A 23,288-nucleotide genomic window follows, 5' to 3' on the forward strand; every position below is an offset into this window, starting at 1 on the left:
CCGCACTGAAGAGGGAGAGACTGGTGGCTCACGAACCCAACAAGACTGTGGCAAACGCGGCAAGTGTGGAGGAGTTCATCTCTGAGGTTCCTACTGACCGTCGCCGTGCTGAGGCGGAGACTCTTCTCGAGATCTTTTCTCGCGCATCCGGCCAACAGGCCACGATGTGGGGCACCTCGATCATTGGCTTCGGGTCTACTCACTATCGCTATGCGACCGGTCGCGAGGGCGACACCGCCACGATCGGGTTTTCGCCTCGCAAAGCCAAAATCTCGCTGTACACCGCACGTAATTTTCGCGAGTTTCCCGAACTCTTGGAGCGCCTAGGCAAGCACGAGCTTGCGGTGGGGTGTCTTTACATTAAGAAGCTCGAGGATGTCGATCTTGCTGTTCTCGAAGAACTGCTGACGCGCAGTTACGACGTGGCTCGTTTCGACTACGACGCGCGAGCAGAGGGTAACTAGCCTGTGGCAGTGGCTCCGCGGTCGGGGCGAACTCTGCCAATATCCCTAACTCTGCCAACATCTCGATCTCTGCCAACATCCCGATCGCTGGCAATTCTCGCGGTGACGGCGCTCACGCTGACTGTGGCGGGGTGTATCGGCCCGAAGCCGACGGTCGCGGTCTTCGAAGTGTCGGGTGGCGAGCAATTCACGATCGAGCTTGCCACGCCGGAGCTAGTGGAACACGCTCAGGGTTTGTTGGCAGGCGAGAACCTCGCAACGGTACCCAGCGGTGACGTTGTCCCCGGAAACTCCAGCGTCAATGCGCCCTGGTCGTGGCACGTCGATCCAGCAACGCTCGAGTTCACCAATGTGTCGGTCGCATCGTGTGACGGCAGCCCGCAACATGTCGAAGACAATATCTCCGCGTTCGAACGTTTTTGCCCGTGGTCAGCTCAGGTGGTTGCAGTCGAAGGCCCTGACGCCTAAACGGAGAGCCTTCCGTCCGCTAGTTGCGGTCGGGAGTGACGACGACCGTCGGGGTGGCTTCTGAAGTGGAGCTCGACGTCGTCGACGTTCCCGCGGTGGTGGACGGTGTCGTCGTCGAACCGTCAGCGGCCTGACGTGAAGCCCACTCTTGCTGCTTCACGACAAGTTCGTCTTCAGCTTCGCCCGTTTCGTACTTCCAGCTCGCGAGGTCTTGCGCGAAAAGCTTCTTGGCGCGGCCGGGACGGGCCTGCCAGTCAATGAGGCCATCCTGCAGCTCAGCCAGATCTTGCTCGGCTTGGAAACTGTAGTTGACCGAGTTCTTCTTCATAGCGGCCAGCTTGTGGGCTGCCCAATCGGCGGCGATGTTCGCACCCTTGAGGGGGAGCAGGCGTACGCGCACTTCGGCCTCGCTGGCCTGGTGGTCGACGTGTTCCTTTTCGCCGGCCGAGAGCGTGCTCCACACGGCAGCGCGACGCCCGGAAGCGATGAGCGCTGCAACGGCAGCTGCCTTGGCCTGGCGGTCTTGTTGCGCAATGAGGCGACGCAGCGACGAGCGCGCGATCATGCCCACGATGATTCCTCCGACAACAATCGCGAGGAAGGGCACGAGAGCGCTCGTAATGAACGTCCACCCCTGATCGGAGTTGAACCAGTCGACGAGATCGTTCCACCACTCAAGAATCATGTTGGCACTGTAACCCTGCTAACGGCCGCTAACGCAGAGCGACAGGCGCGTCACATCAAAACCGGAAGATATCCAAAGCATCGTCGATCGTCCAAAAATCTCCCAACGGCAAAAAGCGACGCTGACGCTGCAGCATTCGTTTCGCTTGGTAGCGCGTTCCGGCCGCTGATATCCAGCGGTGAACATAGCCCAGCACTTCGCCGTCAGGGCGAGTGATGCGCCAAAGATCGTCGTTGAGCTGCACCGTCACGATGCCCGCGCGGATCGATTGCGCGGGGCCGGCGAAGTCGAGAGTGGTCATGGAAAGCTCCTTCAGCTGCTGGGCACGAGTATCGAATAATTCGAATATATGTTCGAACACTGACATTCGGCTGCGGCGGCGCGGAATCAGCAGGCATGACAAAGGCCGGATTCCGCGCGTGTGTGCGAAATCCGGCCTCTGTTGAGGTGCGGGAGTGGCTAGCGAAGAGCTGTGCCGTCGACCGCAAGGGGTTCGATCGCGGCGAGTTCATCATCCGTCAGCGGTGCTCCTTCGAGGGCCGCGAAGTTGTTCTCTAATTGGGCGACGCTGCTCGCGCCGACAAGAGCAGATGTGACCTGCGGATGACGCAGCACCCAGGTGAGGGCGAGCTGCGCCAAGCTCTGGCCGCGGTTCTGCGCAATCTCGTTGAGGGCGCGAACGCGCTGCAAATACGTGTCGCTGAGCGGACCCGGCTGAAGCCAGCGGCCCTCAGAAGCACGCGAACCCTCGGGGATTGTGCCATCCATGTAGCGATCAGTCAGCAGCCCCTGCGCCAGCGGCGAGAAGACGATGCTGCCGGCGCCGATCTGATCGAGAACGGGGAAGAGCCCGTCTTCAATGTGGCGATCGAACATGTTGTAACGGGGCTGATGAATCGTGAGCGGGATGCCGTATTCGGCAAGCGCCTCTTGGGCGGCGAGCGTCTGCTCGGGGTTGTAGTTGGAGACACCGACGTAGAGTGCCTTGCCTGAGTTCACCGCCGTCGCGAGCGCGCCCATGGTCTCCTCAATGGGAGTCTCAGGATCGGGGCGGTGGTGGTAGTAGATGTCGACGTAGTCGAGACCCATCCGGTCGAGGCTCGCGTCGAGGGAGGAGATTAGGTACTTGCGCGAACCGAAGTCTTGGTATGGGCCCTCACCCATGGTGTAGCCGGCCTTGGTCGAGACGATCATTTCGTCGCGGTACGGCACAAAATCGTCGGCGAAGATCTCACCGAAGTTACGTTCGGCGGCGCCGATTTCGGGGCCGTAGTTGTTGGCGAGGTCGAAGTGGGTGATTCCGAGATCGAAAGCACGGCGCAGAATCGCGCGCTGGGTGGCGCGCGGGCGATCATCGCCAAAGTTATTCCACAATCCCAGCGAGATCGCGGGAAGTTTGAGGCCGCTATGGCCTACGCGGTGGTACTCGGCGGAGTCATAACGGAGGGGAGAAGCGTCATAAGGCATTCGCTCAGCATATGCCCAGCGACTGAGGGAACACAGCGTGCGAGGTGTGCGTTGTATGAGACATCCAGCCCAAGAAAGTAGGCTCAACTTATGCACACATTTCATCTCGCAGGCGGCTGTTTCTGGTGCCTCGATGCGGTCTACCGCACCCTCAATGGCGTTACTGACGTGGTTTCCGGCTACACCGGCGGAACCGTGCCCAACCCCAGCTACGAACTGGTGTGCACGGAGACTACGGGTCACGCTGAAGCGGTTGCGGTCACGTTCGACCCCGAGGTAATCCCCGACGAGGTCATCCTCGACGTCTACTTCACGCTGCACGACCCGCGCCAGCTCAACCGACAGGGAAACGACATCGGTTCGTCGTACCGTTCGGCCATGTTCTATGTCGGGGACGAGCAGAAGGCGCTGTTCGAAGCAGCCCGTGATCGCGCATCCGAATATTGGGATGGTGGCATTGTGACCACGATCGAGCCACTCGACACCTACTACAACGCCGAGGAATACCACCAAGACTTCTTCGCTAAAAACCCCGGTCAGGGCTACTGCATGGCGGTGGCATTGCCGAAGGTCAACAAAATCCGTTCGTCGTTCTCGAGCTACATCAAGTAGCTCCCGCAGCGACACGCACTGTGCGCCGTCTAGCGCGAAGGTCTTTATCTTCGTCGCGAGGCGGCGTACGGTCGTTAACAAGCGACACTGGCGTCGTCTCACTAATTCGAAGGAGGTTCGGAAATGACAAACCACACTCTGACCGGACAGACCTGGGTGGCATTCACTCAGGCAGGAGCAGTCGGCTCGGTTCACCGGGTAATCGACGGGTTCACCTTCAAGTTATTGAAAGACGGAGACTATCGAGGGGTGTATCCCACACTGGATGCCGCGAAGTCTGCCCTGCACGCAAGCCTGTTGCCCGGCACGGCGTGGCCTGAGTTCCGCGAGCACTAGGTCGCGCGTGGGCCTCGCCCAAACTGACTACTCCTGCGCTGCTCAGCCTGCGCGGGCGAACATGCGCTGACTACTCCTGCGCTGAGTGTTGAAAGCCGGTGCCGTCCACAGAACCCGGCATCGGACGCTCTGGCTTGCGCGCTCAAAGAACACTGGTGTCAGACGGATGCCGGGTCGGCTTCCCGGCACGAGTGTCGACCCGCATCTGTCTCCCATTCGGTCGCACTATTCGTTGTGCGGCCCAAAACTAGGAGTAGCTATGTCAGACACCATTACCGTTTCCGGGCTCGTCGCTACCGCACCGCGTCACATCGTGACAGGGGAAGGCTTGCCCATCACGTCATTCCGGCTTGCGTCAACGCAGCGACGTTTCGATCGCAGCAACCAGCGCTGGATCGACGGCGAGACCAATTGGTACACGATCACTTCGTTCCGTCAGCTCGCGATCAACAGCGCGACATCGATCGGTAAAGGCGATCGAGTTGTGCTTACGGGCCGACTAAAGATTCGTGAATGGGAGAACGCCGATCGCAGCGGAATCAACATCGAGATTGAGGCTGACTCTCTTGGCCACGACCTGATGTGGGGAACGGCCCAGTTCTCGCGCACTATTTCGAGCGGGAACCAGTCGAACAGCCGCAGCGACGACGATGACAAGTTCCCTGCTGCGGACGATGCGGATGCCGCAGACGCCGGAGACAACGCAGAAGAAGGCGAACTCGTTGGCGTCGCAAGCGGAGAGGCTAAACCCTTCTGAGTGGATCGTGCGCGTAAGCAATCTAGAATTGACGCGGCCCGGAAGAATCGTGGCCGACGAAGGGAATGCAATGCGCGTACGACCTACCGGCCGACTCGGTGCTGCTCTCGCCCTCACCATCGCGGCAGTCATTGCCCTCAGCGGTTGTGTTGCGCAAGAGCCCGAACCGACCGCAACGCCGACCGCAGAAGCCAGCAACACACCCGAACCAGGTGCCACGCCCACAGGCCCGATTCTTCGCCCGGGGGAAGCTGCCGCGGGTAACCGCCAGTTCTTCGACATGCTCAACAACGAGTCTTTCGACGCGAATGGACGCGGAGACGGCCGCAGCATCATCGACAAGCTCGTAGAAAACGGCTTCGAGAAACAAGACATGGAAGTCACCCCCGACGCGACCGCCATTGGCCTTGCAGCAGACTCGATCGTCGTTTCAGTGCGCATCAAGGGAGAGTGCCTTATCGGGCAGTTCACTGCCGACAACTACTCGTCATCCATCGAGCCTTTGCTCGGAACGGGAAGCTGTCTCGTGGGAAAGACTCGACCGATCGACTGGTAACTCTTCAACGGGTTCGACTGAGCCCGAACGCTCCGTAGAATGGTCACATGGCCGAATTCATTTATTCCATGGTGCGCGCGCGAAAAGCGGTCGGCGACAAGCTCATTCTTGACGACGTCACAATGTCGTTCTACCCCGGCGCGAAGATCGGTGTGGTTGGCCCCAACGGTGCCGGTAAGTCCACGATCCTCAAGATCATGGCCGGTCTCGACACCCCCAGCAACGGTGAAGCTCGACTGAGCCCCGGCTACAGCGTGGGCATCCTCATGCAGGAGCCCGAGCTCGATGAGACGAAGACCGTTCTCGAAAACGTTCAAGAAGGTGTTGGCGAGATCAAAGCAAAGGTTGACCGTCACGCTGCTATTGGCCTTGAAATGGCTGAGCCCGACGCGGACTTCGACGCCCTCATGGTCGAAATGGGCTCGCTCCAAGAAGACATCGACGCCGCCGACGCGTGGGACCTCGACTCCCAGCTCGAACAGGCAATGGATGCTCTGCGTACCCCTCCCGGAGACTGGCCCGTCAACAAACTCTCCGGTGGAGAAAAGCGCCGCGTAGCGCTCACTAAACTGCTCCTCCAGAAGCCCGACCTGCTGCTTCTCGATGAGCCCACTAACCACCTCGACGCCGAGAGTGTTCTCTGGCTCGAGCAGCACCTCTCCAAGTACCCGGGCGCCGTACTGGCCGTCACTCACGATAGGTACTTCCTCGACCACGTCGCCGAATGGATTGCCGAAGTCGACCGCGGTCACCTTTACCCCTACGAGGGCAACTACTCGACCTACCTCGAGAAGAAGCAAGAGCGACTTCAGGTGCAGGGCAAGAAAGATGCCAAGCTCGCGAAGCGTCTCTCGAGCGAACTCGAATGGGTGCGCTCAAACTCCAAGGGTCGCCAGACCAAGTCGAAGGCTCGACTCGCGCGTTACGAAGAAATGGCGAACGAGGCAGAGAAGACCAGAAAATTGGACTTCGAAGAGATCGTGATCCCCATGGGGCCGCGACTCGGGTCGCAAGTAATCGAAGCCAAAAACCTCAAGAAAAGCTTCGGCGACCGAGTGCTGATCGATGGATTGAGCTTCACCCTTCCGCGAAACGGAATCGTTGGCGTCATCGGCCCCAACGGTGTCGGAAAGACTACCCTCTTCAAGACCATCGTTGGTCTTGAACCCCTCGACGAGGGAACGCTCAAAGTCGGTGAAACCGTCGACATCTCGTACGTTGACCAGAGCCGCGGCGGAATCGATCCCAACAAGACGCTGTGGGAAGTCGTTTCTGACGGCCAAGACTTCATCCAAGTCGGCAAGACTGAGATTCCGTCTCGTGGCTACGTCTCCCAGTTCGGCTTCAAAGGGCCAGACCAGCAAAAGAAAGCTGGTGTGCTTTCCGGTGGTGAGCGCAACCGTTTGAACTTGGCGCTCACGCTCAAGCAGGGCGGAAACCTCTTGCTGCTCGACGAACCGACAAACGACCTCGATGTAGAAACGCTCGGAAGCCTTGAGAACGCACTGCTCGAATTCCCCGGTTGTGCTGTGGTCATCACTCACGACAGGTGGTTCCTCGACCGCATCGCGACTCACATCCTTGCCTACGAAGGCAGCGAAGAGACGCCCGGCTACTGGCACTGGTTCGAGGGAAACTTCGAAGCTTACGAAGAGAACAAGATCGAGCGACTCGGTCCCGATGCCGCCAAGCCGCACCGCAGTGCCTACCGCAAGCTGACCCGCGACTAGCAATGAGGCTTCACGTACCTCTCCCGCTGCGCTGGTCAGACGTTGACGCGTACCAACACGTCAACAACGCCGAAGTGTTTCGCCTCCTCGAAGAGGCACGCATTCACGCGTTTTGGCCAGCAGCGGGAGAGGATGCGCCCCTCACCGCAGTACTCGACGGTCGCCCGGGCGGCCCCACGATGACGCTCATCGCGCGTCAGGAAATCGAGTATCTGCTGCCGATCCCATACCTGCGCGAACCCGTGGACATCGAGATGTGGATCGGTCGAATCGGGGGAGCGAGCTTAGAGGTTTGCTACGAGATCTATACCCCGGTGAACGTTGCACCGCGGGAGTTGTATGTGCGGGCATCCACAACTTTGGTTCTCGTCGACGCTGCCAGCTCACGCCCACTGCGGATTAGTGCTGAGCAACGCGAGGCCTTCGCGCATTATGCCGAAGAGCCTCTGCAATTCGGCAAACGGCGCTAACGCCTAGTCGTCAAGAACTCCGAGGCCATCGCCCTCGTCGTCGCGAAACTCTTCGTCGAGATCGGTCGGATCAAGCCACTCGGCAATGGCGTGAGCCCCGCGGGCTTCGAGCAGAGGAGCCGCAAACTGAAATAGTTCCTTGCGGTTTTCAACGCCCGATCCCAATGGCAAGGCGGCATCGATCCCGGCGGCCGACCATTGATCGGCGGTGAGGTCGACAATCGCCGCGACCACTACCAAGAACCCCGTGGGCGACTTCGACCCACGAAGGTAGTCCACAACCTTACCGTCGAGCGACTGAGCATCCAATCGTCCTTCACCGCTGATGATCACGTCGGCCGTGCCGATAACGTCGCTGAGGCCGATGGTGTCGGCGACGAGTTGAGCACCGCGTTCCAGTTCCGCGCCAAAGAGCGCAACGAGGGGCGCCGCAGTGCCACCGGCGGCACCGATTCCAGGCAGGGCGGCGATTCCCGCAGCCGAGAACCCGCGTTGGGCGGCGAGCGGCGTCTCGGCGAGCACTCTCGCCAAGCGGGCGAGCCCCGCATCCAATACGGCAACATCGGATGCCGTTGCTCCTTTTTGAGGGGCGAAGACGTGGGCCGCTCCCCGGCTCCCCGTCAGTGGATTGGTCACATCGACGGCGATACGCCACGTCGTCTCCAGGGCGCCGGGCATCAGCCCACTGAGGTCAATCGTTTCGAGGGAGTCTAGCGCGCCACCTCCGGGTGCCAACTCGGTGCCGTTGGCGTCGAGCATTCGTGCACCGAGGGCGCGCAACAGGCCAGTGCCGCCGTCGGTGCTGGCGGAGCCTCCGAGAAAGAGGGTGATATCGCGGGCGCCGCGTTCGATGACGCTCGCGGCGATGACCCCAACGCCATAGCTGTCGGCGCGCAGCGGTTCTGCGGTGACATCGAGAACGTGGGGGAGCCCGTTAGCCTGCGCGGCTTCGATGACAGCGCGGCGGCCGTCATGGTCGAGGCCATAACGCGCGTCGCGGCCACGTCCGAGAGCGTCGACGGTAGACATCGTGAGCGCGGGCTGAAGCCAGGCAGCGAGAACGGCATCGAGCGAGCCTTCTCCGCCGTCCGCCATGGGAAACGTCAGCACGGTTGCGGTGCCGGGAAGCATCTCGCGTGCGCCGCGCTCGAGGGCACCTGCGGCATCCGCAGCGCTCAAACTTCCTTTGAACGAGTCGGGGGCAATAATGACGATGGGGTTCTCGGTAGCTGGCACCCTTCGACCCTAGCGCGGCCGCGCGCACATCTGTCGCGCGCAAAAAGGGGCCGCCCCAAGGCGACCCCTTTCGTGAGTTACAGCACTGAAGTGCTGAAAACTACAGCAGTATTAGCTGGTGAGGCCGTCTACGTAGTCCTGGTTCGCTGCGATCCAGTCTGCAACGATGGGCTCGTAGTCGGTACCTTCGTACTCGTTGTACATGACGTTCTCGAGCGAGTAGAGCAGCTCGGAGTCCATCTTGAAGTTCGAGATCCACTCGGTGACCTCGGGCATGTCGTCGCTCAGACCTTCACGGGCAAACGAGTGAATTTCTTCAATGTCGCCCAGAGTTCCCTCAGGGTCAGCGAGGTCCTTGATGTCGAATGCATCGTAGGCCCAGTGCGGACGCCAGAGAGTAACGGCAATGTTCTCGCCGTTGTCGAGAGCGGCCTGCAGCTCAGCGAGCATGGCGGGAGTCGACGAGGTCAACAGTTCCATGTCTTCGAGGCCGTAGGTCGGCATGGTGTTGTTCATTACTGCCTCGGTGAGACCTGCACCAGGCTCGATTCCAACGATGCGGTCGCCGAATGCGTCAGCGTTTGCTGCGAGCTCTTCGAGCGAATCGATCGGGGCGTCTGCGTTTACAGCAACGGTGAGTCCCGCTTCGCTGTTCCACGCGCCGAGGTCGTCGATCGTGTCGCCGTATTCTTCCATCAGGCTCGCGTGAGTGATGGGGAGCCATCCGTCAAGCGCGACGTCGTAGTCTCCGGTGCTGAGGCCCGAGAAGATCGGGGTTACGTCAGCATATTCGAGCTCGACGTTGTAGCCCTTTTCTTCAAGGATTGCCTTCCAGAGGTACGAAACTGCTTCGCCCTCGGGCCATCCGTTGAATACGGCAATGCTGAGATCCTTGTTCTCAGCAGCGTCTCCGCCAGCCGTGTCGTCTCCGCCTGCAGCGCAAGCTGAGAGACCGAGGAGCGCAGCGGCTCCGATTGCAATTGCAGCGCGTGTCTGCTTCTTCATGGTGTCGTCCTTTTCTGTCAACGCTAAAGCGCGACGATGTTGACGTCGATGCACACAGGGTTCTCTGCATGCGGGGAAACGAGCGCGGGTGGGCGCCCGAAAATTAGCGAACGGGAGGAGTAAGTTCCGCAGGTTCGGTTGTTGCGGCGTCGCTGTGTGCAGCAGCATCCACTGCAGCAGATTCTGCGCGACGACCGCGAACGTTGAATGACTCGATGATGAATCGGAAGAAACCCTTGCCCGAACCGAAGGATGCGGTGAGACGGTCAAGGAAGATGGCCAAGATCACTACCGAAAGGCCAGCTTCGAAGCCGAGTGCGACATCCGCACGGCTCAGACTCTGGATAACAGGTTGACCGAGACCGCCAGCGCCAACCATGGACGCGATAACGACCATAGAGAGCGAGAGCATGATCACCTGGTTGATGCCGGCCATGATGGACGGCAGCGCCAGGGGAAGCTGAATTTGACGCAGGATGCGGCCCGGCGATGAACCGAAAGCCTGACCTGCCTCAACAACTTCGCGGTCTACACCGCGGATCCCCAGTTCGGTAAGGCGAACGCCCGGTGCGAGCGCGAACAGCACGGTCGCCACGATTCCGGGAACATCACCGATGCGGAACAGAATGAGGGCAGGAATGAGGTAAACGAAGGCCGGCATGGTCTGCAGGAAGTCCAGAATCGGCTTCACGATTGTCGACACGGAGCGGTACTTTGCGGCGAGGACTCCGAGCGGAACGCTGATGAGCACAGCGATCGCCGCGGCGACGAGTACGAGCGCCAAGGTATCCATCGCATTCTCCCACTGATCCAGACTGAGGATGAGAAGGAAGCCAAGTGTGGTGCCGAGGGAGAACAGCCAACCGCGAGCGACGAACGCCAGCACCGCGAAAATGATGAGCATGACCCAGAACGGAGGCGAGGTGAACACGAAGTTCATTCCGTCGGCGACCGAGGAAATGATCAGTTTGATGAAATCAAACAGGAAGCCAAAAGTGGCAGTGATGAAATCAATGGCGTTTTCAACCCACTGACCGAGGGGGAGTCTGAAAAAGTCGTTCATCGTGCGTCCTCCTTCGTGTCGGAGCTCGTATCGCTAGCATCCAAAGCATCGGTGATGACCTCTGTGGAGACGGTTAGCGGTGGTTCCATGACTTGCAACTCACCAGTGTCGGTTGACACGTTTCCGAGCGCCGCTAGGAGGGTGACTCGTGGCACCACACCTCTGAGCCTGCCGCGTTCGTCAGTGACGGCAAGCGGCAAAGGGCTCTCAACTGAGGGAACGAAGAGTTCCGCAAGAGCCGTATTTTCATCGACGGCGTTGTATTCGTCGCTCAAGACAGAGGTGAGGTCGCTGTTGCCTTTGCGAACCAGCTTCATGACATCTGCGTCTCGAACCACTCCTTGAAGGGTGCGGTCGCGGGTGATCACGAAAGCGGTCGAGGTTTGAAGGTCACGCATGGTCTTCAAAGCAGCACGCGGTCCACCAGCGGCAAAGACGGTGGCGCGGGCAGGCTCCATAACGCTTGCGGCGGTAAGAACGCGCGAACGGTCGACATCCTGAACGAACTGGGCAACGTAGTCGTTGGCTGGATCGGTAAGGATGTCTTCTGGTGTGCCAATTTGAACGATGCGGCCGTCACGCATAACGGCGATTCGGTCGCCCAAGAACATGGCTTCGTTGAGGTCGTGAGTAATGAAGATGATGGTCTTGCCGAGCTCGTGCTGGAGTTCAAGCAACTGCTCTTGCATTTCGCGACGGATGAGCGGGTCGAGGGCGCTAAAAGCCTCGTCCATCAGCAGAACGTCAGTGTCGGCGGCGAGAGCGCGGGCAAGGCCGACGCGCTGCTGCATTCCGCCCGAAAGTTCTGAGGGCATCTTGTGGCCCCAGCCCTTGAGACCAACAAGATCGATAGTTTTTTGTGCACGAGCGAGACGTTCGTCGCGGGGAACGCCCTGAACTTCAAGCGCGTAGGCGGCATTCTCAAGGACACTGCGGTGAGGGAAGAGCGCAAAGTGCTGAAACACCATCGAGATGCGGCGACGACGAACGTCGCGCAGCTTGGGAGCGGAGATTCCGGTGATGAGGTCGCCACCGACGGTGACGGTTCCGGAGGTCGTGTCCCAGAGGCCGTTTAGCATGCGAATGAGGGTGGATTTTCCTGAACCGGAAAGACCCATGACGACGAAGATTTCGCCGGGCAGAACATCAAAGCTCGCATCGATTACGGCTGCTGTTCCCAACTCGGTGATCTCATCACGGGAGGCGCCGTGCTGGAGCCTCTCTACTGCTTCATTGGGGCGACGCCCAAAAACCTTGTAGATGTTTTTGGCGCTGACAGCAAATTTCTCGGTCACGTTCTCCTGATTACTCGGCACCTTGAGGGCTTCGCTTCTCTCGATTACGGTCCGGGTTGCACGCAGGGCTCTGTCGATTCCTTGAGTTAGTTCTCGTGGGAATCGATAGGGGAGCGCTTTCGGAGCAACTCCACTGCGAAACAACCGTACGAACGACATCCCATTGCTGGGGTGGCGCGCGCGGCCTGATTCGTAGCACCTTGCCGACAGGACCCAAAAACGGGCACACCGGGGGCAAGGCCGATATCAACGGTAACGTTTTTTGAGGGTTCTTGCAGGGTGGAGTCCACCAAATTGGGGACATTTCGCGGGGATTGCCGGTGCCGATCCGCGGCACAGTACGGATCGAGCGGTGTCGCGTTCGTTACTGTTTTGTTACCACGAAGCACCGAGTTGACCGTCCAATTTGACGAAATGACGGGTGTTAGCGCGGTGGGCGAACCATTCCCTCCTGCGCGACACTCGCAATAAGCCGTCCGGCTCGGTCGTAGATGCGGCCCTGCGACAGTCCACGGCCCCCGATCGCATTCGGCGATTCCTGCACGTAGAGAAGCCACTCATCGACTCGCGCCTCCCGGTGCCACCACATAGCGTGATCGAGGCTGGCCACTTTGATGCCGGGGGTCACCCAAGCCAAACCGTGACGGCGCATGATCGATTCGAGGATCGAGTAGTCGCTGGCGTAGGCAAGCGCCGCGCGGTGAACATTCATATCGTCGGGCATCGGGCCGACCGATTTGAGCCAGACCGCCTGATGGGCGACTTTGCTCCCATCAACCCCCAGGAAGATTGGTGACGTGACGTAGCGCATGTCGAAAGGGCGCTCCGAAGCCCAATAGCGCGCAACAGGATGGTCAACCGCCGCAAGAATTTCCGCCGTCGTCGGCAAGGTCTCGGGATCGGGCAGATCGGTAGGCATATCTATCTGGTGGTCGAGCCCCTCATCCGCATCCTGAAATGACGCGATCGCCGAGAGAATCGGCACACCACTTTGATACGCCTGCGTGCGGCGAGTCGAGAACGAACGACCGTCGTGAATGCGGTCAACCGAGAAGGTGATCGGAAGGTTCACATCACCGGGGCGGAGGAAGTAGCCGTGCATCGAGTGCACTGAGCGATCTTCGGCGATGGTGCGCTGCGCGGCCACAAGAGCCTGGGCTAACACCTGACCTCCGAAGACCCGGCCCTGAGGCATCCACTGGCTGGGACCAGTGAAAATGTCTTCGCTTGTTCGTGCGCCGGTGTCGGTCAGATCGAGGGCAGTCAGAAGCCCAGACATAGGGTCGCTCATGCCTGTAGTTTAGAGGCCTATGACTGCAACGTTTACTTTGGTCGATTCCCTTGCGCTGGGCGACCTGCAGGTTTTCTTGGGCCGAGCTGCCCGAGTGGATGAGGGCTCCGTTCGTCTCATCGGTGGCGCCGGCGTTCTCGCCGTCTATGTCTCTGTGCTGCACCCCGCCGGACTGCTCGATCAGAGCCCGACAGTGCTGGGTTTACGCACCTTTGCTCTCGCCTCGAAAGACGAGTTCGATGCAGTAGTTCCCGTTCGTTCTCTGCTGGCGCGCATAGAGAGCGCTGCCGAGGAATCAGCGGATACCGTGGGCGAGCCAGTCGCGGTCCGTTTGCCGATGAGCGTCAACACCGTCACGTGGGCGGCCATCACTCCGCCACGCGGGGGATGGGTCGCGATCGATTCTGTGCCGAGCGCTGTGCTCGAAGAAGCCGCCCGTGCTGGAATCGACGAAGTTGCCGAAGCGATCCCCACCGGCACCGGCGAAGCGCTCGTGCACAAGGTGCGTACTGAAGTTTGGGGGCGCCCGCTCGACGAACCTGACTACGTTCCTGCGGGTGCGGGCTTCGCCGCCGTAAGCCTCGGGTTCATCGGCGACGACGACGAAGCAGCATCCATCTACGAATCAGGAGCCTGGACGCGGCTGACGACCAAGCGCGGTCACGTTCTCGTGAAGCGCCGGGCGTGGTCGGTAGCTCGTTAGAACGACTCTGAGATTTGGGCGACGAGCGACACGAAGAAGACTATGTTTGCGATGAAGCCCAAGAGCACAACGCCAACTGAACCCCACAACGGAGCGAGTCCCTGACCGGTTCGGCGGCGCACCACCACTGAACGTCCGATGGCGTAGACGAACCAACCAATGAAAACGAACGCCCAGTGGAAGGGACGGTCGACGCCGCGGCGGTCAAGAGCGCGGCGGTCAAAGATCGCGAGCGGGATCGCAGCAAGGAAGACTAGCCAGCCGGAGAGCGACACCCACAGGTAGCCCGGGTCGAGCATGAGTCGAAGCTGCGCGTCGGCCGGCCCATCGGTCAGGCGGGGAACGAAGGCGCTCGTATCGATCGCCAGAATGCCGGGAATCTGCAGCAGCGGCAAGAGCACCAGCAGCCAAATCTGCCACGTGTTGGTGCCGGTATCACTGAGATCGCTCGGTGCTGCGTAGCTATAGCTGGGGGCTGATCCCGCACCCAGAGTTGTCGCGGCGGGTGCTACCGATGCTGCTGGTGCAACCGGTGAAATGGGAGCGATCGGCGGCACCGGGTTCGTGGATGCCGCAGGCGTGACGGGCGTCGGCGCCGGGGTAGGCAACGGCGTCGCATCCGCGGGAACCGTGTTGGCGGCAGCCCACGCTGTTCCGTTCCACCAGCGAGGAGCAGCTCCTCCGGCGGGGTCGCGGTACCAGCCAGCAGCGGGGAGGGGGTTTGATGCGTCAGTCACCCTGCGATTCTAACCGTCTGGGCGGGCGAAGCTGACACTTGCTCGCGGGCGACGCCCGTGTTTTCGGGACTGAACGTGAGCTGGGCATCCTCTCAATCTGGAGCCACTTTCGTGCGGCATCTTGTGAACCGCCGACTGTGTAGGTACCGTCAGATTAACTCCGAGCGACGAGGCTCGGGTCAACCTGCGATTTACCAATCGCGGTTGTGAGGATCGCTAGAGCGCGGCTTACCTGCAGGCGCAAAGGCGGATCGGAGAAACGATGAGTACCACCGTGCCCGTGAAAGCCCAGATGTCTGGGGCGAAGAAGCAAACTCCTGAGTTTGTACAACTTCTCGACCCTGATGGAAAACGGCTGAGCGACGAACTCTACGACCCCTGGGTCTCTGACGTCACCGGTGATCAGCTCGCGAGCCTCTACGAAGACCTCATCATCGTGCGCCGTATCGATACGGAAGCAACCGCCCTGCAACGTCAAGGCGAACTCGGCCTCTGGCCACCACTTTTCGGGCAAGAAGCTGCGCAGGTCGGCTCTGCCCGCACGCTGCGCCCCGACGACTTCGTCTTCTCCAGCTACCGTGAGAACGCTGTCGCCTACTGTCGCGGTGTAAAGCTGCCCGACCTTCTGCGCGTGTGGCGCGGCACGGCATCCTCCGGCTGGGATCCCTTCGAGGTCGGCATGGCAACGCCCGCGGTCATCATTGGCGCTCAGACGCTGCACGCCACCGGCTATGCGGTCGGGTGCACATTCGACGGCGTCGACAGCGTCTCGGTCGCCTACTTTGGCGACGGCGCCACGAGCGAGGGGGATGTCAACGAAGCGATGGTCTTCGCCGCCTCCTTCAACGCTCCCGTGATTTTCTTCTGCCAAAACAACCAGTGGGCTATTTCTGAGCCCGTGGGGCTTCAGGCTCAGCGGCCGATTGCCGATCGGGCTCCAGGATTCGGGATTCCGAGCATCCGAGTCGATGGCAACGACGTGCTGGCTGTTATGGCGGCGACGCGCAGTGCTCTCGACCGCGCCCGCACCGGTGGCGGCCCGACCTTCATCGAAGCGGTGACCTACCGCCGAGGACCGCACACGACCTCTGACGATCCGAGCCGCTACGTCGACCCGCTTGTCGCGAAGGAGTGGGAAGCACGCGACCCGATCGCGCGCGTGGAAGCGTTTTTGCGCAGCGAAGGGGTGCTGACCGACGAACTGGCGGCATCCATTCAGGCTCGAGCAGACGAGGTGGCGGCAGAATTCCGCGCCGGATGCTTGGCGCTCGAGAACCCCGAACCGCTCAGTGTGTTCGACAACGTTTATGCGACCGAGCACTCGGGGCTCGCGCGTCAAAAGAGCCAGTACAAGGCCTACCTCGAGGGATTCGACAAATGACAGAACTCACTCTCGCGAAAGCTCTCGGCTCTGGACTGCGTCGCGCTCTCAGCGACGACGACAAGGTTGTCTTGCTCGGTGAAGACATCGGAACCCTCGGTGGCGTTTTCCGCGTCACCGACGGGCTGCAGCGTGACTTTGGCAAAGACCGCGTGATCGACACCCCGCTCGCGGAAGCCGGCATCATCGGTATGGCCGTTGGCCTCGCATTCCGGGGCTACCGCCCGGTCTGCGAGATCCAGTTCGATGGCTTTATCTACCCGGGCTTCGACCAGATCGTCGCCCAGGTCGCCAAGCTGCACTACCGGACTGCCGGAAAGGTGCGGATGCCGCTGACAATTCGTGTGCCCTATGGCGGAGGTATCGGCGCTGTCGAGCACCACTCCGAGTCACCGGAGGCATACTTCGCTCACACCGCGGGACTGCGCGTTGTTACGTGCTCGACGCCGCAGGATGCCCACAGCATGCTGCGCGAAGCGATTGCCAGCGACGACCCGGTGCTGTTCTTCGAGCCCAAGCGCCGCTACTGGACCAAGGGTGAGGTCGACGAAGATGCCACCGCTCTGCCCATGGGCAAAGCGCGCGTCGTGACCGAAGGAACCGACGTCACGCTCGTGACCTATGGCCCCCTCGTCGCAACGGCTCTGGATGCCGTAGTCGCCGCCGCCGATGATGGAATTTCTATTGAAGTGGTTGATCTTCGCTCGCTCTCCCCGGTCGACTTCGACACTGTTTCGGCGAGCGTGCGCAAGACGGGGCGGCTCGTGATTACCCACGAAGCCTCGGAGTCTGGCGGCCTCGGCGCCGAGATCGCCGCGACGCTCACCGATCGTTGCTTCTACTTCTTGGAGGCAGCGCCCGTGCGCATTACGGGCTTCGATGTGCCGTACCCGGCCGCGAAGTTGGAGGACCATTTCTTGCCCGACCTCGACCGCATCCTCGACGGTGTTGACCGTGCGCTGGGTCGCGTGAATTCACTCACCGGTTGGAGCGCATAGTGGCTGTCAAAGAGTTTGCGCTGCCCGATTTGGGCGAGGGTTTGACCGAGTCTGAGCTCGTGGAGTGGCATGTTGCTGTTGGCGACCTCGTGACGCTCAATCAGCCCATTGCTGAGGTGGAGACCGCCAAGGCGATCGTCTCCCTGCCTTCGCCCGTTGCCGGCAAGATCTCGGCACTGCACGCTGAGCCAGGTTCGACCGTGCAGGTCGGCACGCGCATTGTGACGTTTGAGCTTGAGGGTGGTGGGCCCGCGGGCGACAGCGGTTCGAGTAGTGCCACTGATTCAAGCGGTGCCACCGATTCACGCGGTGCTGCGGATGATGCGACACAGGCGAACGGCGAAGACACCGCGGCTGCGGCAAAGTCCGCCCCCGAACGAAACTCGGTGCTCGTCGGCTACGGCCCCGCCGTGGAGAGCGGTAAACGCCCCACGCGCAAACCGCGCAAGGGCGGAGGCGCACCAGCGGCAGCAGAGTCAGCGGCAGTGTCATCGCCAGCCGTGGATGCCGCATCCGGCACCGTGGCAGAGCCAGCGACATCCACGTCCGACGCGTCTACGGCCGCAGCCTCAGAGCCCGCAGTCTCGCAGGCAGACGCCCGCACCAAGACAACGCCACCCGTGCGCAAGCTCGCCGCCGACCGTGGCGTTGACCTCACGCAGGTGACCGGAACCGGGCCCGAGGGCATCATCACTCGGGATGACGTGCTGAGCGCGGCGGAAACCTCCGGCACCGGAGCGCTGGCTGACGATGCCACGGGAGCGGGAGCATCCGCCCCGACTCGCACAGGAGTGCTCGCGGGCTCGCGACCGCGCGAAACCCGCACGCCGATCAAGTCGGTGCGCAAGGCAACCGCGGCGGCGATGGTCGCGAGCGCGTTCACGGCACCGCACGTTACCGAGTTCTTGACGATCGATGTCACGCGCACGGTAGAACTGGTCGCCAAGCTCAAGGCCAAGGGCACAGCAGCGTCGGTGCTCGCTGTGGTGGCGAAGGCGCTGTGCATTGGAGTGGCGCGTAATCCCTCGCTCAACTCGCGGTGGGATGCTGACGCCAACGAAATCGTGGAGTTCGGTTACATCAACCTCGGGATCGCCGTCGCGACGCCGCGAGGGCTGATGGTGCCGAACCTCAAGGATGCTGATGCCATGAACCTGGCCGAACTCACTGAGGCAATCGGTGACGTGGCTCGCAATGCGCGAGCGAGCAAGGCAACTCCGGCATCGCTCAATGGTGGAACCATTTCGATCACCAACGTGGGCGTCTTCGGCATCGACGCGGGCACTCCCATCCTGAATCCGGGGGAAGCCGCGATTCTGGCGATGGGTGCCGTACGCAGGATGCCGTGGGAACACCACGGAGAAGTCGCGCTGCGCGACGTGATGACCCTGAGCCTGTCGTTCGATCACCGACTCGTCGACGGCGAGCAGGGCGCCCGATTCTTGACCGATGTTGGCTCGATTCTGAACGACCCCGGCACCGTTCTGACAATGGTGTGACAGCGGTAGTGGCCGCAACAGGTAAGAATGGTCTTATGACCGAGAATCTCGACCCTGCTGCGGCCACCCCTGCTCCGGCTCCTACTGCCACGCGTGCACCGCGCCGTTTGCTCGTGGGCCTCTTTGCGCTCGCCGCATTCGTGATCGCTGCTGACCAGCTCAGCAAGTGGTGGGCTGAAGCCAACCTCAGCGGTGGCGAGAACATCCCGATCATCGGTGATCTGTTGTCGTTCCAACTCGTCTACAACCCCGGCGCTGCCTTCTCGCTTGCCGAGGAATTCACCTGGGTGCTCACGATCATCGCGGCGATCGCCGTCGTCGCCATCACGTGGTACGCGTGGACCGTTCAGTCGCGGGCGTGGGCCGTCGCCCTCGGCATGCTTCTCGGTGGAGCCATCACTCACCTCGGTGACCGCCTGTTCCGTGACCCCGGGTTTGCCCGAGGCCACGTTGTCGACTTCATCAACTACAACGGCTACTTCATCGGCAACATCGCCGACATTGCTCTCGTTGGCGGCGCCATCATGATCGTCATCATTTCGATCATGGGCATTGCCGCCAAGCCTGAACCTGCAACGACCAGTGACGCGGATGCCGCGACCACTCCCACCACAACGGGATGACCGACCTCAGCCTCCGCATGCCCAACACGCGGCTGCGGGCAGTACTCAACTTGGGCACGCGGCGCACTCCGCCGATCGATCTGCCGCCGACGCTTGCGGCGCCGGAACTCTTTGCTGGCTGGGATGACGAAGCCCAGTTAAGTGATCTGCACGTTGAGTATCCGGATGGGCAACTGCACTGCGAAACCACGGCAGAGGGCGTCAGCCACCACTTTCATACTCCGCAGGGCGAACCTCGCGAGTCGAGCCCATGGTCGGCAAACGACACACGCATCCTCGTGCTGTGGGCAACGCGACTAGCCAGCGACTTTCATGCGCTGCTGCCGACTCTGCTCGACGACATCACGCAGGCTGCGGCCTGGCACGATGCCGGTTTCGATCTCTACATCTGCGAAGTGGCAGAACCTGTGCAACTCGACCTGCTGGAGGTTGAGGTGGAGGGCGAGCTGCTCACGCTGCCCTGGCTCGGTGCGGGCACCGTGAGCCATGACCACATCGAGGGCGAGAATCATCCGATCGCCCTGCTGTGGGGTGCGGGGGAGTCAGAACCTGACCAGCCCATCGCTGAAGCCTGGACTGACCCGCGCACGGGAGAACCGCGCTCGAAAGCGGTACCCGGCGTCGACTGGAACACCATCGGTCTTGCGGCCGAAGAAGTGCTGCCGTGGCTCGAGGGCATCTACCTCAACCACCACGTGATCCCGGATGCCGAGGGCACCTTGCTCAACGCCGTGCTGCGTCGACTCGGCAGCCTCGACGGCGGCGCGTAGCCACTCACACGAAAGGGCCTGCGACCGATCAGTCGCAGGCCCTTCGTCCTGGGGGGGGAGGTGTGCGGGGTGAGGCTTACTCCTCGGTGTCGCTTTCGGTGTCGGTGCTGTCGTCAGCGGAGCCGCTGCGGTCACCCATCTGGCCGCGCTCTCCGCGCTCACCACGATCGGCGCGGTCGCCACGGTCTCCGCGCTCGCCGTTGCCGGCGTCGGGGTTGGCTTCGCGCTCGGCTTCATGCTCGGCGCGAAGTTCGGTAAGGGCAGCGGTGAGGGTGTCTTCGTCCAGGTTGAGTTCGGCGGCGAGAGCGGTCACGAGGGCTGCTCGGCGCTCATCTTTCGCTGCCGTTCGTTCTTCCTCGGTGGCGTCGGAATCGAGTCGCTCGGGGCGCTCAGAGCTGTCGCGCAACGCTGCAAAAGCATCCGATACTTCGGTCTCCGTGAGGTCGAGCTTGGTCGCGAGGCCGGCCGCGTCGAGGCCGCGAGCGTGACCGCGCCCGGCGTGCTCGCCACTGGTCGTATTGTCGGTGGTGGTGTCGGAGGCAACTGCCGTACTGGCAGTCTCGATGGTGTCAGCCTGGGCGGGCAAAGCAATGCCCAGTCCGACACAGGAGGCCACAACTACGCCGGCTGCTCCTGTGATCAGTTTCTTGTTCATGGTTGATCCTTTTCGTCCTATCCGGAATCTCCGGTGTACGAAATCAACAGTGCGCGCCGGTTCTATCAAGACGCTGTGGTGAGCCTGCGCAGGTCATGGGCAAGTTCTGTCGTAACGCAATGAGGCTTCTATGGGCTTGCCTAGCGACGCCACAGCGCGCGGCTACACGGGACCACATCGAGCGGCGGCGCGGGGCCTGCGGTCGTGGCGCTAGGCGTCGAGGGCGGCCAACGCCATCCGCTCGAGCACGGCACTGGTGGCGCCGTCGCGCCCGCTGTGGGGAGTGGAGTTGATGAGCCCGAAGGTGGCGTGGGCGCGGGTGCGAAGCTCGGTGGTCGCGGCATCCGGATGCAACTGAGAGAGCACGCCGACCCACAGTTCAACGTAGCTTCGCTGCAGGGCGCGAACGTCGTGTTGGTCGCTGGCGGTGAGACTGTCGAGGTCGCGATCTTGAACCCGGATGACGTCGGCATTGCCGAGCGCAAACTCCACATGAAATTGAACGAGGCTTTCGAGCGCGGCTCGCGGTGTGGCGGCGTGCTCGATCACGGTCTGGGCTCCGCGGCACAGGTTGGAGCTGGCGTCGACCAGTATCGCGGCGAGCACGTCTTGTTTGCCGTCGAAGTGGCGGTACACGGCGGGGCCGCTCACGCCGGCGGCGGAGCCGAGTTCTTCGAGCGAGACGCGCGTGAAGCCGCGCTCGGCGAAGAGGCTGGCGGCGGCGTCGAGGAGGGCCTCGCGTCGGTCGGCCTTCGCTTGGCTGCGCGGAGTTGGCGTCTCGTTCATGTTCTGAGTCTAGACAGTTCGGTTAATGCTCGCTAACCTAAATTCAGTTAGTAATGACTAACCCAAGTGGCCACAAGCTACGCAGAACGAAGGTGTTCGATGGAGAAGATTTCTACTGCCGCCAGGCCGTCTCACCCGACGTTTGCGGCTAACGAAGAGTCAATGCGCGGCCTTGTCGAGCAATTGCGCGAACGACTCGCGACGACGGCTCTTGGTGGCTCGGAGAAGTCTCGCGAACGCCATGTCTCCCGCGGCAAGCTGCTGCCTCGCGACCGCGTCGATGAACTGCTCGATGAGGGCAGCCCGTTCATCGAGATTGCCCCGCTCGCCGCGAATGGAATCTACGACGACCAGGCTCCCGGCGCTGGCGTGATTGCCGGTATCGGCCTCATCCACTCCCGCCCCGTGCTCGTGATCTCCAACGACGCGACGGTCAAGGGCGGCACCTACTTTCCGCTCACGGTGAAGAAGCATTTGCGGGCTCAAGAGATTGCGCTCGAGAACAAGCTGCCGTGCGTGTACCTCGTTGACTCGGGCGGCGCGTTCCTGCCGATGCAAGACGAGGTCTTTCCCGACCGCGATCACTTCGGTCGCATCTTCTACAACCAGGCTCGGCTCTCGGCGGCCGGCATCCCCCAGATTGCTTCGGTTATGGGCTCCTGCACCGCCGGTGGTGCTTACGTGCCGGCGATGAGCGACGAGACGATCATCGTGCGCAATCAGGGCACGATCTTCTTGGGCGGCCCGCCGCTCGTGAAGGCCGCCATTGGCGAGATCGTCACGGCCGAAGAACTCGGCGGGGGAGACGTGCACGCGCGCACCTCCGGCGTCACCGACCACCTGGCCGACGACGACCGGCACGCGCTCGAAATTGTGCGGGACATCATCAAGACGATCCCGAAGCCTGCTGCTCCCGCGTGGGATGTTGTTGCCTCGCGGCCTCCCGCTGTGAACCCTGACGAGCTCTACGGCGTTGTGCCGACCGACGTGCAAAGCCCCTACGAAGTGCGCGAAGTGATCGCGCGGCTCGTCGACGGCAGCGAGTTCCACGAGTTCAAGAAGGAGTACGGCACGACGCTCATCACCGGGTTCGCGACGTTGCACGGGCATCCGATCGGCATCGTTGCAAACGCCGGGGTGCTGTTCAGCGAATCGGCGCTCAAGGGCGCTCACTTTATTGAACTGTGTGATCAGCGCGGCATCCCGCTGCTGTTCCTGCAGAACATTTCGGGCTTCATGGTCGGCAAGGAATATGAAGCCGGCGGCATCGCCAAGAACGGAGCCAAGATGGTGACCGCGGTCGCTACGACGCGCGTTCCCAAGTTCACGGTCGTGATCGGCGGCTCGTTCGGTGCCGGTAACTACTCGATGTGCGGTCGCTCGTATTCACCGCGCTTCTTGTGGATGTGGCCCAACGCCCGCATTTCGGTCATGGGCGGTCCGCAGGCTGCTGCCGTGCTCTCCACGGTGCGCCGCGATCAGCTCGGCGAAGACGCCTTCACCGACGACGACAAGGTCGAGTTCGAGAAGCCCATCCGTGAACAGTACGAACGCCAGGGCAGCCCCTACTATTCGACAGCCCGCCTCTGGGATGACGGAATCATTGACCCCAAAGACACCAGAGACGTGCTCGGCATGGCCCTCGATATCGCCGCGGCCACCCCGCTGCCTGAACCGGGCTTCGGCCTCTTCCGGATGTGA

General features: G+C 61.6%; 26 protein-coding genes. 15 read left to right on the plus strand and 11 right to left on the minus strand.

The genetic code is table 11. The features are described from left to right. Nucleotides 1-23 precede the first annotated feature (23 nt). Both ACR3YK_RS10000 and ACR3YK_RS10005 read left to right on the plus strand, forming a co-directional pair. Nucleotides 24-464: a DUF1801 domain-containing protein gene (locus tag ACR3YK_RS10000; protein ID WP_486174736.1), complete on the plus strand. Its 441-nt coding sequence runs from the start codon at nt 24-26 to the stop codon at nt 462-464. Between the two features lie 102 nt (nt 465-566). Continuing rightward, the gene (locus tag ACR3YK_RS10005; protein ID WP_486174737.1) at nt 567-932 is read left to right on the plus strand and encodes a BP74-related protein; all 366 of its coding nucleotides are present in this window, start codon (nt 567-569) and stop codon (nt 930-932) included. A 19-nt stretch (nt 933-951) separates the two neighbouring features. On the opposite strand, the gene ACR3YK_RS10010 is transcribed toward ACR3YK_RS10005, so the two are convergent. The 3 genes from ACR3YK_RS10010 to ACR3YK_RS10020 form a co-directional block, all read right to left on the minus strand. Next, the gene (locus tag ACR3YK_RS10010; protein ID WP_486174738.1) at nt 952-1,617 is read right to left on the minus strand and encodes a hypothetical protein; all 666 of its coding nucleotides are present in this window, start codon (nt 1,615-1,617) and stop codon (nt 952-954) included. A gap of 55 nt (nt 1,618-1,672) precedes the next feature. Next, nucleotides 1,673-1,918 carry a hypothetical protein gene (locus tag ACR3YK_RS10015; RefSeq protein ID WP_486174739.1) on the minus strand — a complete coding sequence of 82 codons (246 nt, stop codon included), beginning with the start codon at nt 1,916-1,918 and terminating at the stop codon, nt 1,673-1,675. Nucleotides 1,919-2,076: 158 nt separating this feature from the next. After that, the gene (locus ACR3YK_RS10020; RefSeq protein ID WP_486174740.1) at nt 2,077-3,084 is read right to left on the minus strand and encodes an aldo/keto reductase; all 1,008 of its coding nucleotides are present in this window, start codon (nt 3,082-3,084) and stop codon (nt 2,077-2,079) included. Nucleotides 3,085-3,174: 90 nt separating this feature from the next. On the opposite strand from ACR3YK_RS10020, the gene msrA reads away from it, so the two are divergent. From msrA to ACR3YK_RS10050, 6 genes are all read left to right on the plus strand, one after another. Next, a complete protein-coding gene (gene msrA / locus ACR3YK_RS10025; protein ID WP_100388663.1) occupies nt 3,175-3,696 on the plus strand; it encodes a peptide-methionine (S)-S-oxide reductase MsrA in 522 nt (173 codons plus the stop codon). 123 nt (nt 3,697-3,819) lie between these two features. Continuing rightward, complete coding sequence (locus ACR3YK_RS10030; protein WP_486174741.1) at nt 3,820-4,032, plus strand: methyltransferase; 213 nt, start codon at nt 3,820-3,822, stop codon at nt 4,030-4,032. Between the two features lie 259 nt (nt 4,033-4,291). Next, entirely contained in the window at nt 4,292-4,789 is a 498-nt protein-coding gene (locus ACR3YK_RS10035; protein ID WP_486174742.1) for a single-stranded DNA-binding protein, read from the plus strand. A 70-nt stretch (nt 4,790-4,859) separates the two neighbouring features. Then, on the plus strand, nt 4,860-5,345 hold the full coding sequence (locus ACR3YK_RS10040) for a DUF6993 domain-containing protein (protein WP_486174743.1): 486 nt from the start codon (nt 4,860-4,862) through the stop codon (nt 5,343-5,345). Nucleotides 5,346-5,392: 47 nt separating this feature from the next. Further along, nucleotides 5,393-7,075, plus strand: coding sequence for an energy-dependent translational throttle protein EttA (gene ettA / locus ACR3YK_RS10045; protein ID WP_486174744.1), 1,683 nt, complete (start codon nt 5,393-5,395; stop codon nt 7,073-7,075). A gap of 2 nt (nt 7,076-7,077) precedes the next feature. Further along, entirely contained in the window at nt 7,078-7,545 is a 468-nt protein-coding gene (locus ACR3YK_RS10050; RefSeq protein WP_486174745.1) for an acyl-CoA thioesterase, read from the plus strand. A 3-nt stretch (nt 7,546-7,548) separates the two neighbouring features. Here the strand turns inward: ACR3YK_RS10050 and ACR3YK_RS10055 are convergent, their stop codons facing one another. From ACR3YK_RS10055 to ACR3YK_RS10075, 5 genes are all read right to left on the minus strand, one after another. Further along, nucleotides 7,549-8,781 (minus strand): glycerate kinase, encoded by a 1,233-nt coding sequence (locus ACR3YK_RS10055; protein WP_486174746.1) that lies wholly within the window; start codon nt 8,779-8,781, stop codon nt 7,549-7,551. A gap of 111 nt (nt 8,782-8,892) precedes the next feature. After that, entirely contained in the window at nt 8,893-9,786 is an 894-nt protein-coding gene (locus ACR3YK_RS10060) for a glycine betaine ABC transporter substrate-binding protein (protein ID WP_486174747.1), read from the minus strand. A 103-nt stretch (nt 9,787-9,889) separates the two neighbouring features. Beyond that, nucleotides 9,890-10,849 (minus strand): ABC transporter permease, encoded by a 960-nt coding sequence (locus ACR3YK_RS10065; protein WP_486174748.1) that lies wholly within the window; start codon nt 10,847-10,849, stop codon nt 9,890-9,892. Then, entirely contained in the window at nt 10,846-12,144 is a 1,299-nt protein-coding gene (locus tag ACR3YK_RS10070; protein ID WP_486174749.1) for a quaternary amine ABC transporter ATP-binding protein, read from the minus strand. Before ACR3YK_RS10070 ends, ACR3YK_RS10065 begins: the two co-directional genes overlap by 4 nt. A 424-nt stretch (nt 12,145-12,568) precedes the next feature. After that, nucleotides 12,569-13,423 carry an acyl-CoA thioesterase gene (locus tag ACR3YK_RS10075; RefSeq protein WP_486176402.1) on the minus strand — a complete coding sequence of 285 codons (855 nt, stop codon included), beginning with the start codon at nt 13,421-13,423 and terminating at the stop codon, nt 12,569-12,571. A 31-nt stretch (nt 13,424-13,454) separates the two neighbouring features. Between ACR3YK_RS10075 and ACR3YK_RS10080 the strand changes: the two genes are divergently transcribed. Then, nucleotides 13,455-14,138: a DUF8185 domain-containing protein gene (locus ACR3YK_RS10080; RefSeq protein WP_486174750.1), complete on the plus strand. Its 684-nt coding sequence runs from the start codon at nt 13,455-13,457 to the stop codon at nt 14,136-14,138. Here ACR3YK_RS10080 and ACR3YK_RS10085 read toward each other — a convergent pair. Beyond that, the gene (locus ACR3YK_RS10085; RefSeq protein WP_486174751.1) at nt 14,135-14,875 is read right to left on the minus strand and encodes a hypothetical protein; all 741 of its coding nucleotides are present in this window, start codon (nt 14,873-14,875) and stop codon (nt 14,135-14,137) included. The two genes, ACR3YK_RS10080 and ACR3YK_RS10085, sit on opposite strands and share 4 nt — an antisense overlap. A gap of 262 nt (nt 14,876-15,137) precedes the next feature. On the opposite strand from ACR3YK_RS10085, the gene pdhA reads away from it, so the two are divergent. The 5 genes from pdhA to ACR3YK_RS10110 are packed head-to-tail and all read left to right on the plus strand — an operon-like array spanning nt 15,138 to nt 20,146. After that, the gene (gene pdhA, locus ACR3YK_RS10090; RefSeq protein ID WP_100388676.1) at nt 15,138-16,256 is read left to right on the plus strand and encodes a pyruvate dehydrogenase (acetyl-transferring) E1 component subunit alpha; all 1,119 of its coding nucleotides are present in this window, start codon (nt 15,138-15,140) and stop codon (nt 16,254-16,256) included. Beyond that, nucleotides 16,253-17,254, plus strand: coding sequence for an alpha-ketoacid dehydrogenase subunit beta (locus tag ACR3YK_RS10095; protein ID WP_486174752.1), 1,002 nt, complete (start codon nt 16,253-16,255; stop codon nt 17,252-17,254). The genes pdhA and ACR3YK_RS10095 overlap by 4 nt, the downstream gene beginning before the upstream one ends. After that, nucleotides 17,254-18,753: a dihydrolipoamide acetyltransferase family protein gene (locus ACR3YK_RS10100; protein ID WP_486174753.1), complete on the plus strand. Its 1,500-nt coding sequence runs from the start codon at nt 17,254-17,256 to the stop codon at nt 18,751-18,753. The genes ACR3YK_RS10095 and ACR3YK_RS10100 overlap by 1 nt, the downstream gene beginning before the upstream one ends. A 35-nt stretch (nt 18,754-18,788) precedes the next feature. Beyond that, complete coding sequence (locus tag ACR3YK_RS10105; protein ID WP_486174754.1) at nt 18,789-19,376, plus strand: signal peptidase II; 588 nt, start codon at nt 18,789-18,791, stop codon at nt 19,374-19,376. After that, nucleotides 19,373-20,146 carry a hypothetical protein gene (locus ACR3YK_RS10110; protein ID WP_486174755.1) on the plus strand — a complete coding sequence of 258 codons (774 nt, stop codon included), beginning with the start codon at nt 19,373-19,375 and terminating at the stop codon, nt 20,144-20,146. Before ACR3YK_RS10105 ends, ACR3YK_RS10110 begins: the two co-directional genes overlap by 4 nt. A gap of 76 nt (nt 20,147-20,222) precedes the next feature. On the opposite strand, the gene ACR3YK_RS10115 is transcribed toward ACR3YK_RS10110, so the two are convergent. Further along, on the minus strand, nt 20,223-20,801 hold the full coding sequence (locus ACR3YK_RS10115) for a hypothetical protein (RefSeq protein WP_486174756.1): 579 nt from the start codon (nt 20,799-20,801) through the stop codon (nt 20,223-20,225). A gap of 210 nt (nt 20,802-21,011) precedes the next feature. Next, nucleotides 21,012-21,587: a TetR/AcrR family transcriptional regulator gene (locus ACR3YK_RS10120; protein ID WP_486174757.1), complete on the minus strand. Its 576-nt coding sequence runs from the start codon at nt 21,585-21,587 to the stop codon at nt 21,012-21,014. Nucleotides 21,588-21,686: 99 nt separating this feature from the next. On the opposite strand from ACR3YK_RS10120, the gene ACR3YK_RS10125 reads away from it, so the two are divergent. Next, a complete protein-coding gene (locus ACR3YK_RS10125; RefSeq protein WP_486174758.1) occupies nt 21,687-23,288 on the plus strand; it encodes a carboxyl transferase domain-containing protein in 1,602 nt (533 codons plus the stop codon).

This window comes from Salinibacterium sp. 10G20-15 (genome assembly GCF_057365065.1).

Bases quoted from the DNA above. Each gene is read 5' to 3' on its own strand.
- ACR3YK_RS10035 (WP_486174742.1), top strand. From the start codon at position 4,292: ATGTCAGACACCATTACCGTTTCCGGGCTCGTCGCTACCGCACCGCGT.
- ACR3YK_RS10080 (WP_486174750.1), top strand. From the start codon at position 13,455: ATGACTGCAACGTTTACTTTGGTCGATTCCCTTGCGCTGGGCGACCTG.
- ACR3YK_RS10020 (WP_486174740.1), bottom strand. From the start codon at position 3,084: ATGCCTTATGACGCTTCTCCCCTCCGTTATGACTCCGCCGAGTACCAC.
- ACR3YK_RS10120 (WP_486174757.1), bottom strand. From the start codon at position 21,587: ATGAACGAGACGCCAACTCCGCGCAGCCAAGCGAAGGCCGACCGACGC.
- ACR3YK_RS10075 (WP_486176402.1), bottom strand. From the start codon at position 13,423: ATGTCTGGGCTTCTGACTGCCCTCGATCTGACCGACACCGGCGCACGA.
- ACR3YK_RS10015 (WP_486174739.1), bottom strand. From the start codon at position 1,918: ATGACCACTCTCGACTTCGCCGGCCCCGCGCAATCGATCCGCGCGGGC.
- ACR3YK_RS10125 (WP_486174758.1), top strand. From the start codon at position 21,687: ATGGAGAAGATTTCTACTGCCGCCAGGCCGTCTCACCCGACGTTTGCG.
- ACR3YK_RS10110 (WP_486174755.1), top strand. From the start codon at position 19,373: ATGACCGACCTCAGCCTCCGCATGCCCAACACGCGGCTGCGGGCAGTA.
- ettA (WP_486174744.1), top strand. From the start codon at position 5,393: ATGGCCGAATTCATTTATTCCATGGTGCGCGCGCGAAAAGCGGTCGGC.
- ACR3YK_RS10050 (WP_486174745.1), top strand. From the start codon at position 7,078: ATGAGGCTTCACGTACCTCTCCCGCTGCGCTGGTCAGACGTTGACGCG.
- ACR3YK_RS10010 (WP_486174738.1), bottom strand. From the start codon at position 1,617: ATGATTCTTGAGTGGTGGAACGATCTCGTCGACTGGTTCAACTCCGAT.
- ACR3YK_RS10105 (WP_486174754.1), top strand. From the start codon at position 18,789: ATGACCGAGAATCTCGACCCTGCTGCGGCCACCCCTGCTCCGGCTCCT.
- ACR3YK_RS10095 (WP_486174752.1), top strand. From the start codon at position 16,253: ATGACAGAACTCACTCTCGCGAAAGCTCTCGGCTCTGGACTGCGTCGC.
- ACR3YK_RS10060 (WP_486174747.1), bottom strand. From the start codon at position 9,786: ATGAAGAAGCAGACACGCGCTGCAATTGCAATCGGAGCCGCTGCGCTC.
- ACR3YK_RS10065 (WP_486174748.1), bottom strand. From the start codon at position 10,849: ATGAACGACTTTTTCAGACTCCCCCTCGGTCAGTGGGTTGAAAACGCC.
- ACR3YK_RS10030 (WP_486174741.1), top strand. From the start codon at position 3,820: ATGACAAACCACACTCTGACCGGACAGACCTGGGTGGCATTCACTCAG.
- ACR3YK_RS10040 (WP_486174743.1), top strand. From the start codon at position 4,860: ATGCGCGTACGACCTACCGGCCGACTCGGTGCTGCTCTCGCCCTCACC.
- pdhA (WP_100388676.1), top strand. From the start codon at position 15,138: ATGAGTACCACCGTGCCCGTGAAAGCCCAGATGTCTGGGGCGAAGAAG.
- msrA (WP_100388663.1), top strand. From the start codon at position 3,175: ATGCACACATTTCATCTCGCAGGCGGCTGTTTCTGGTGCCTCGATGCG.
- ACR3YK_RS10115 (WP_486174756.1), bottom strand. From the start codon at position 20,801: ATGAACAAGAAACTGATCACAGGAGCAGCCGGCGTAGTTGTGGCCTCC.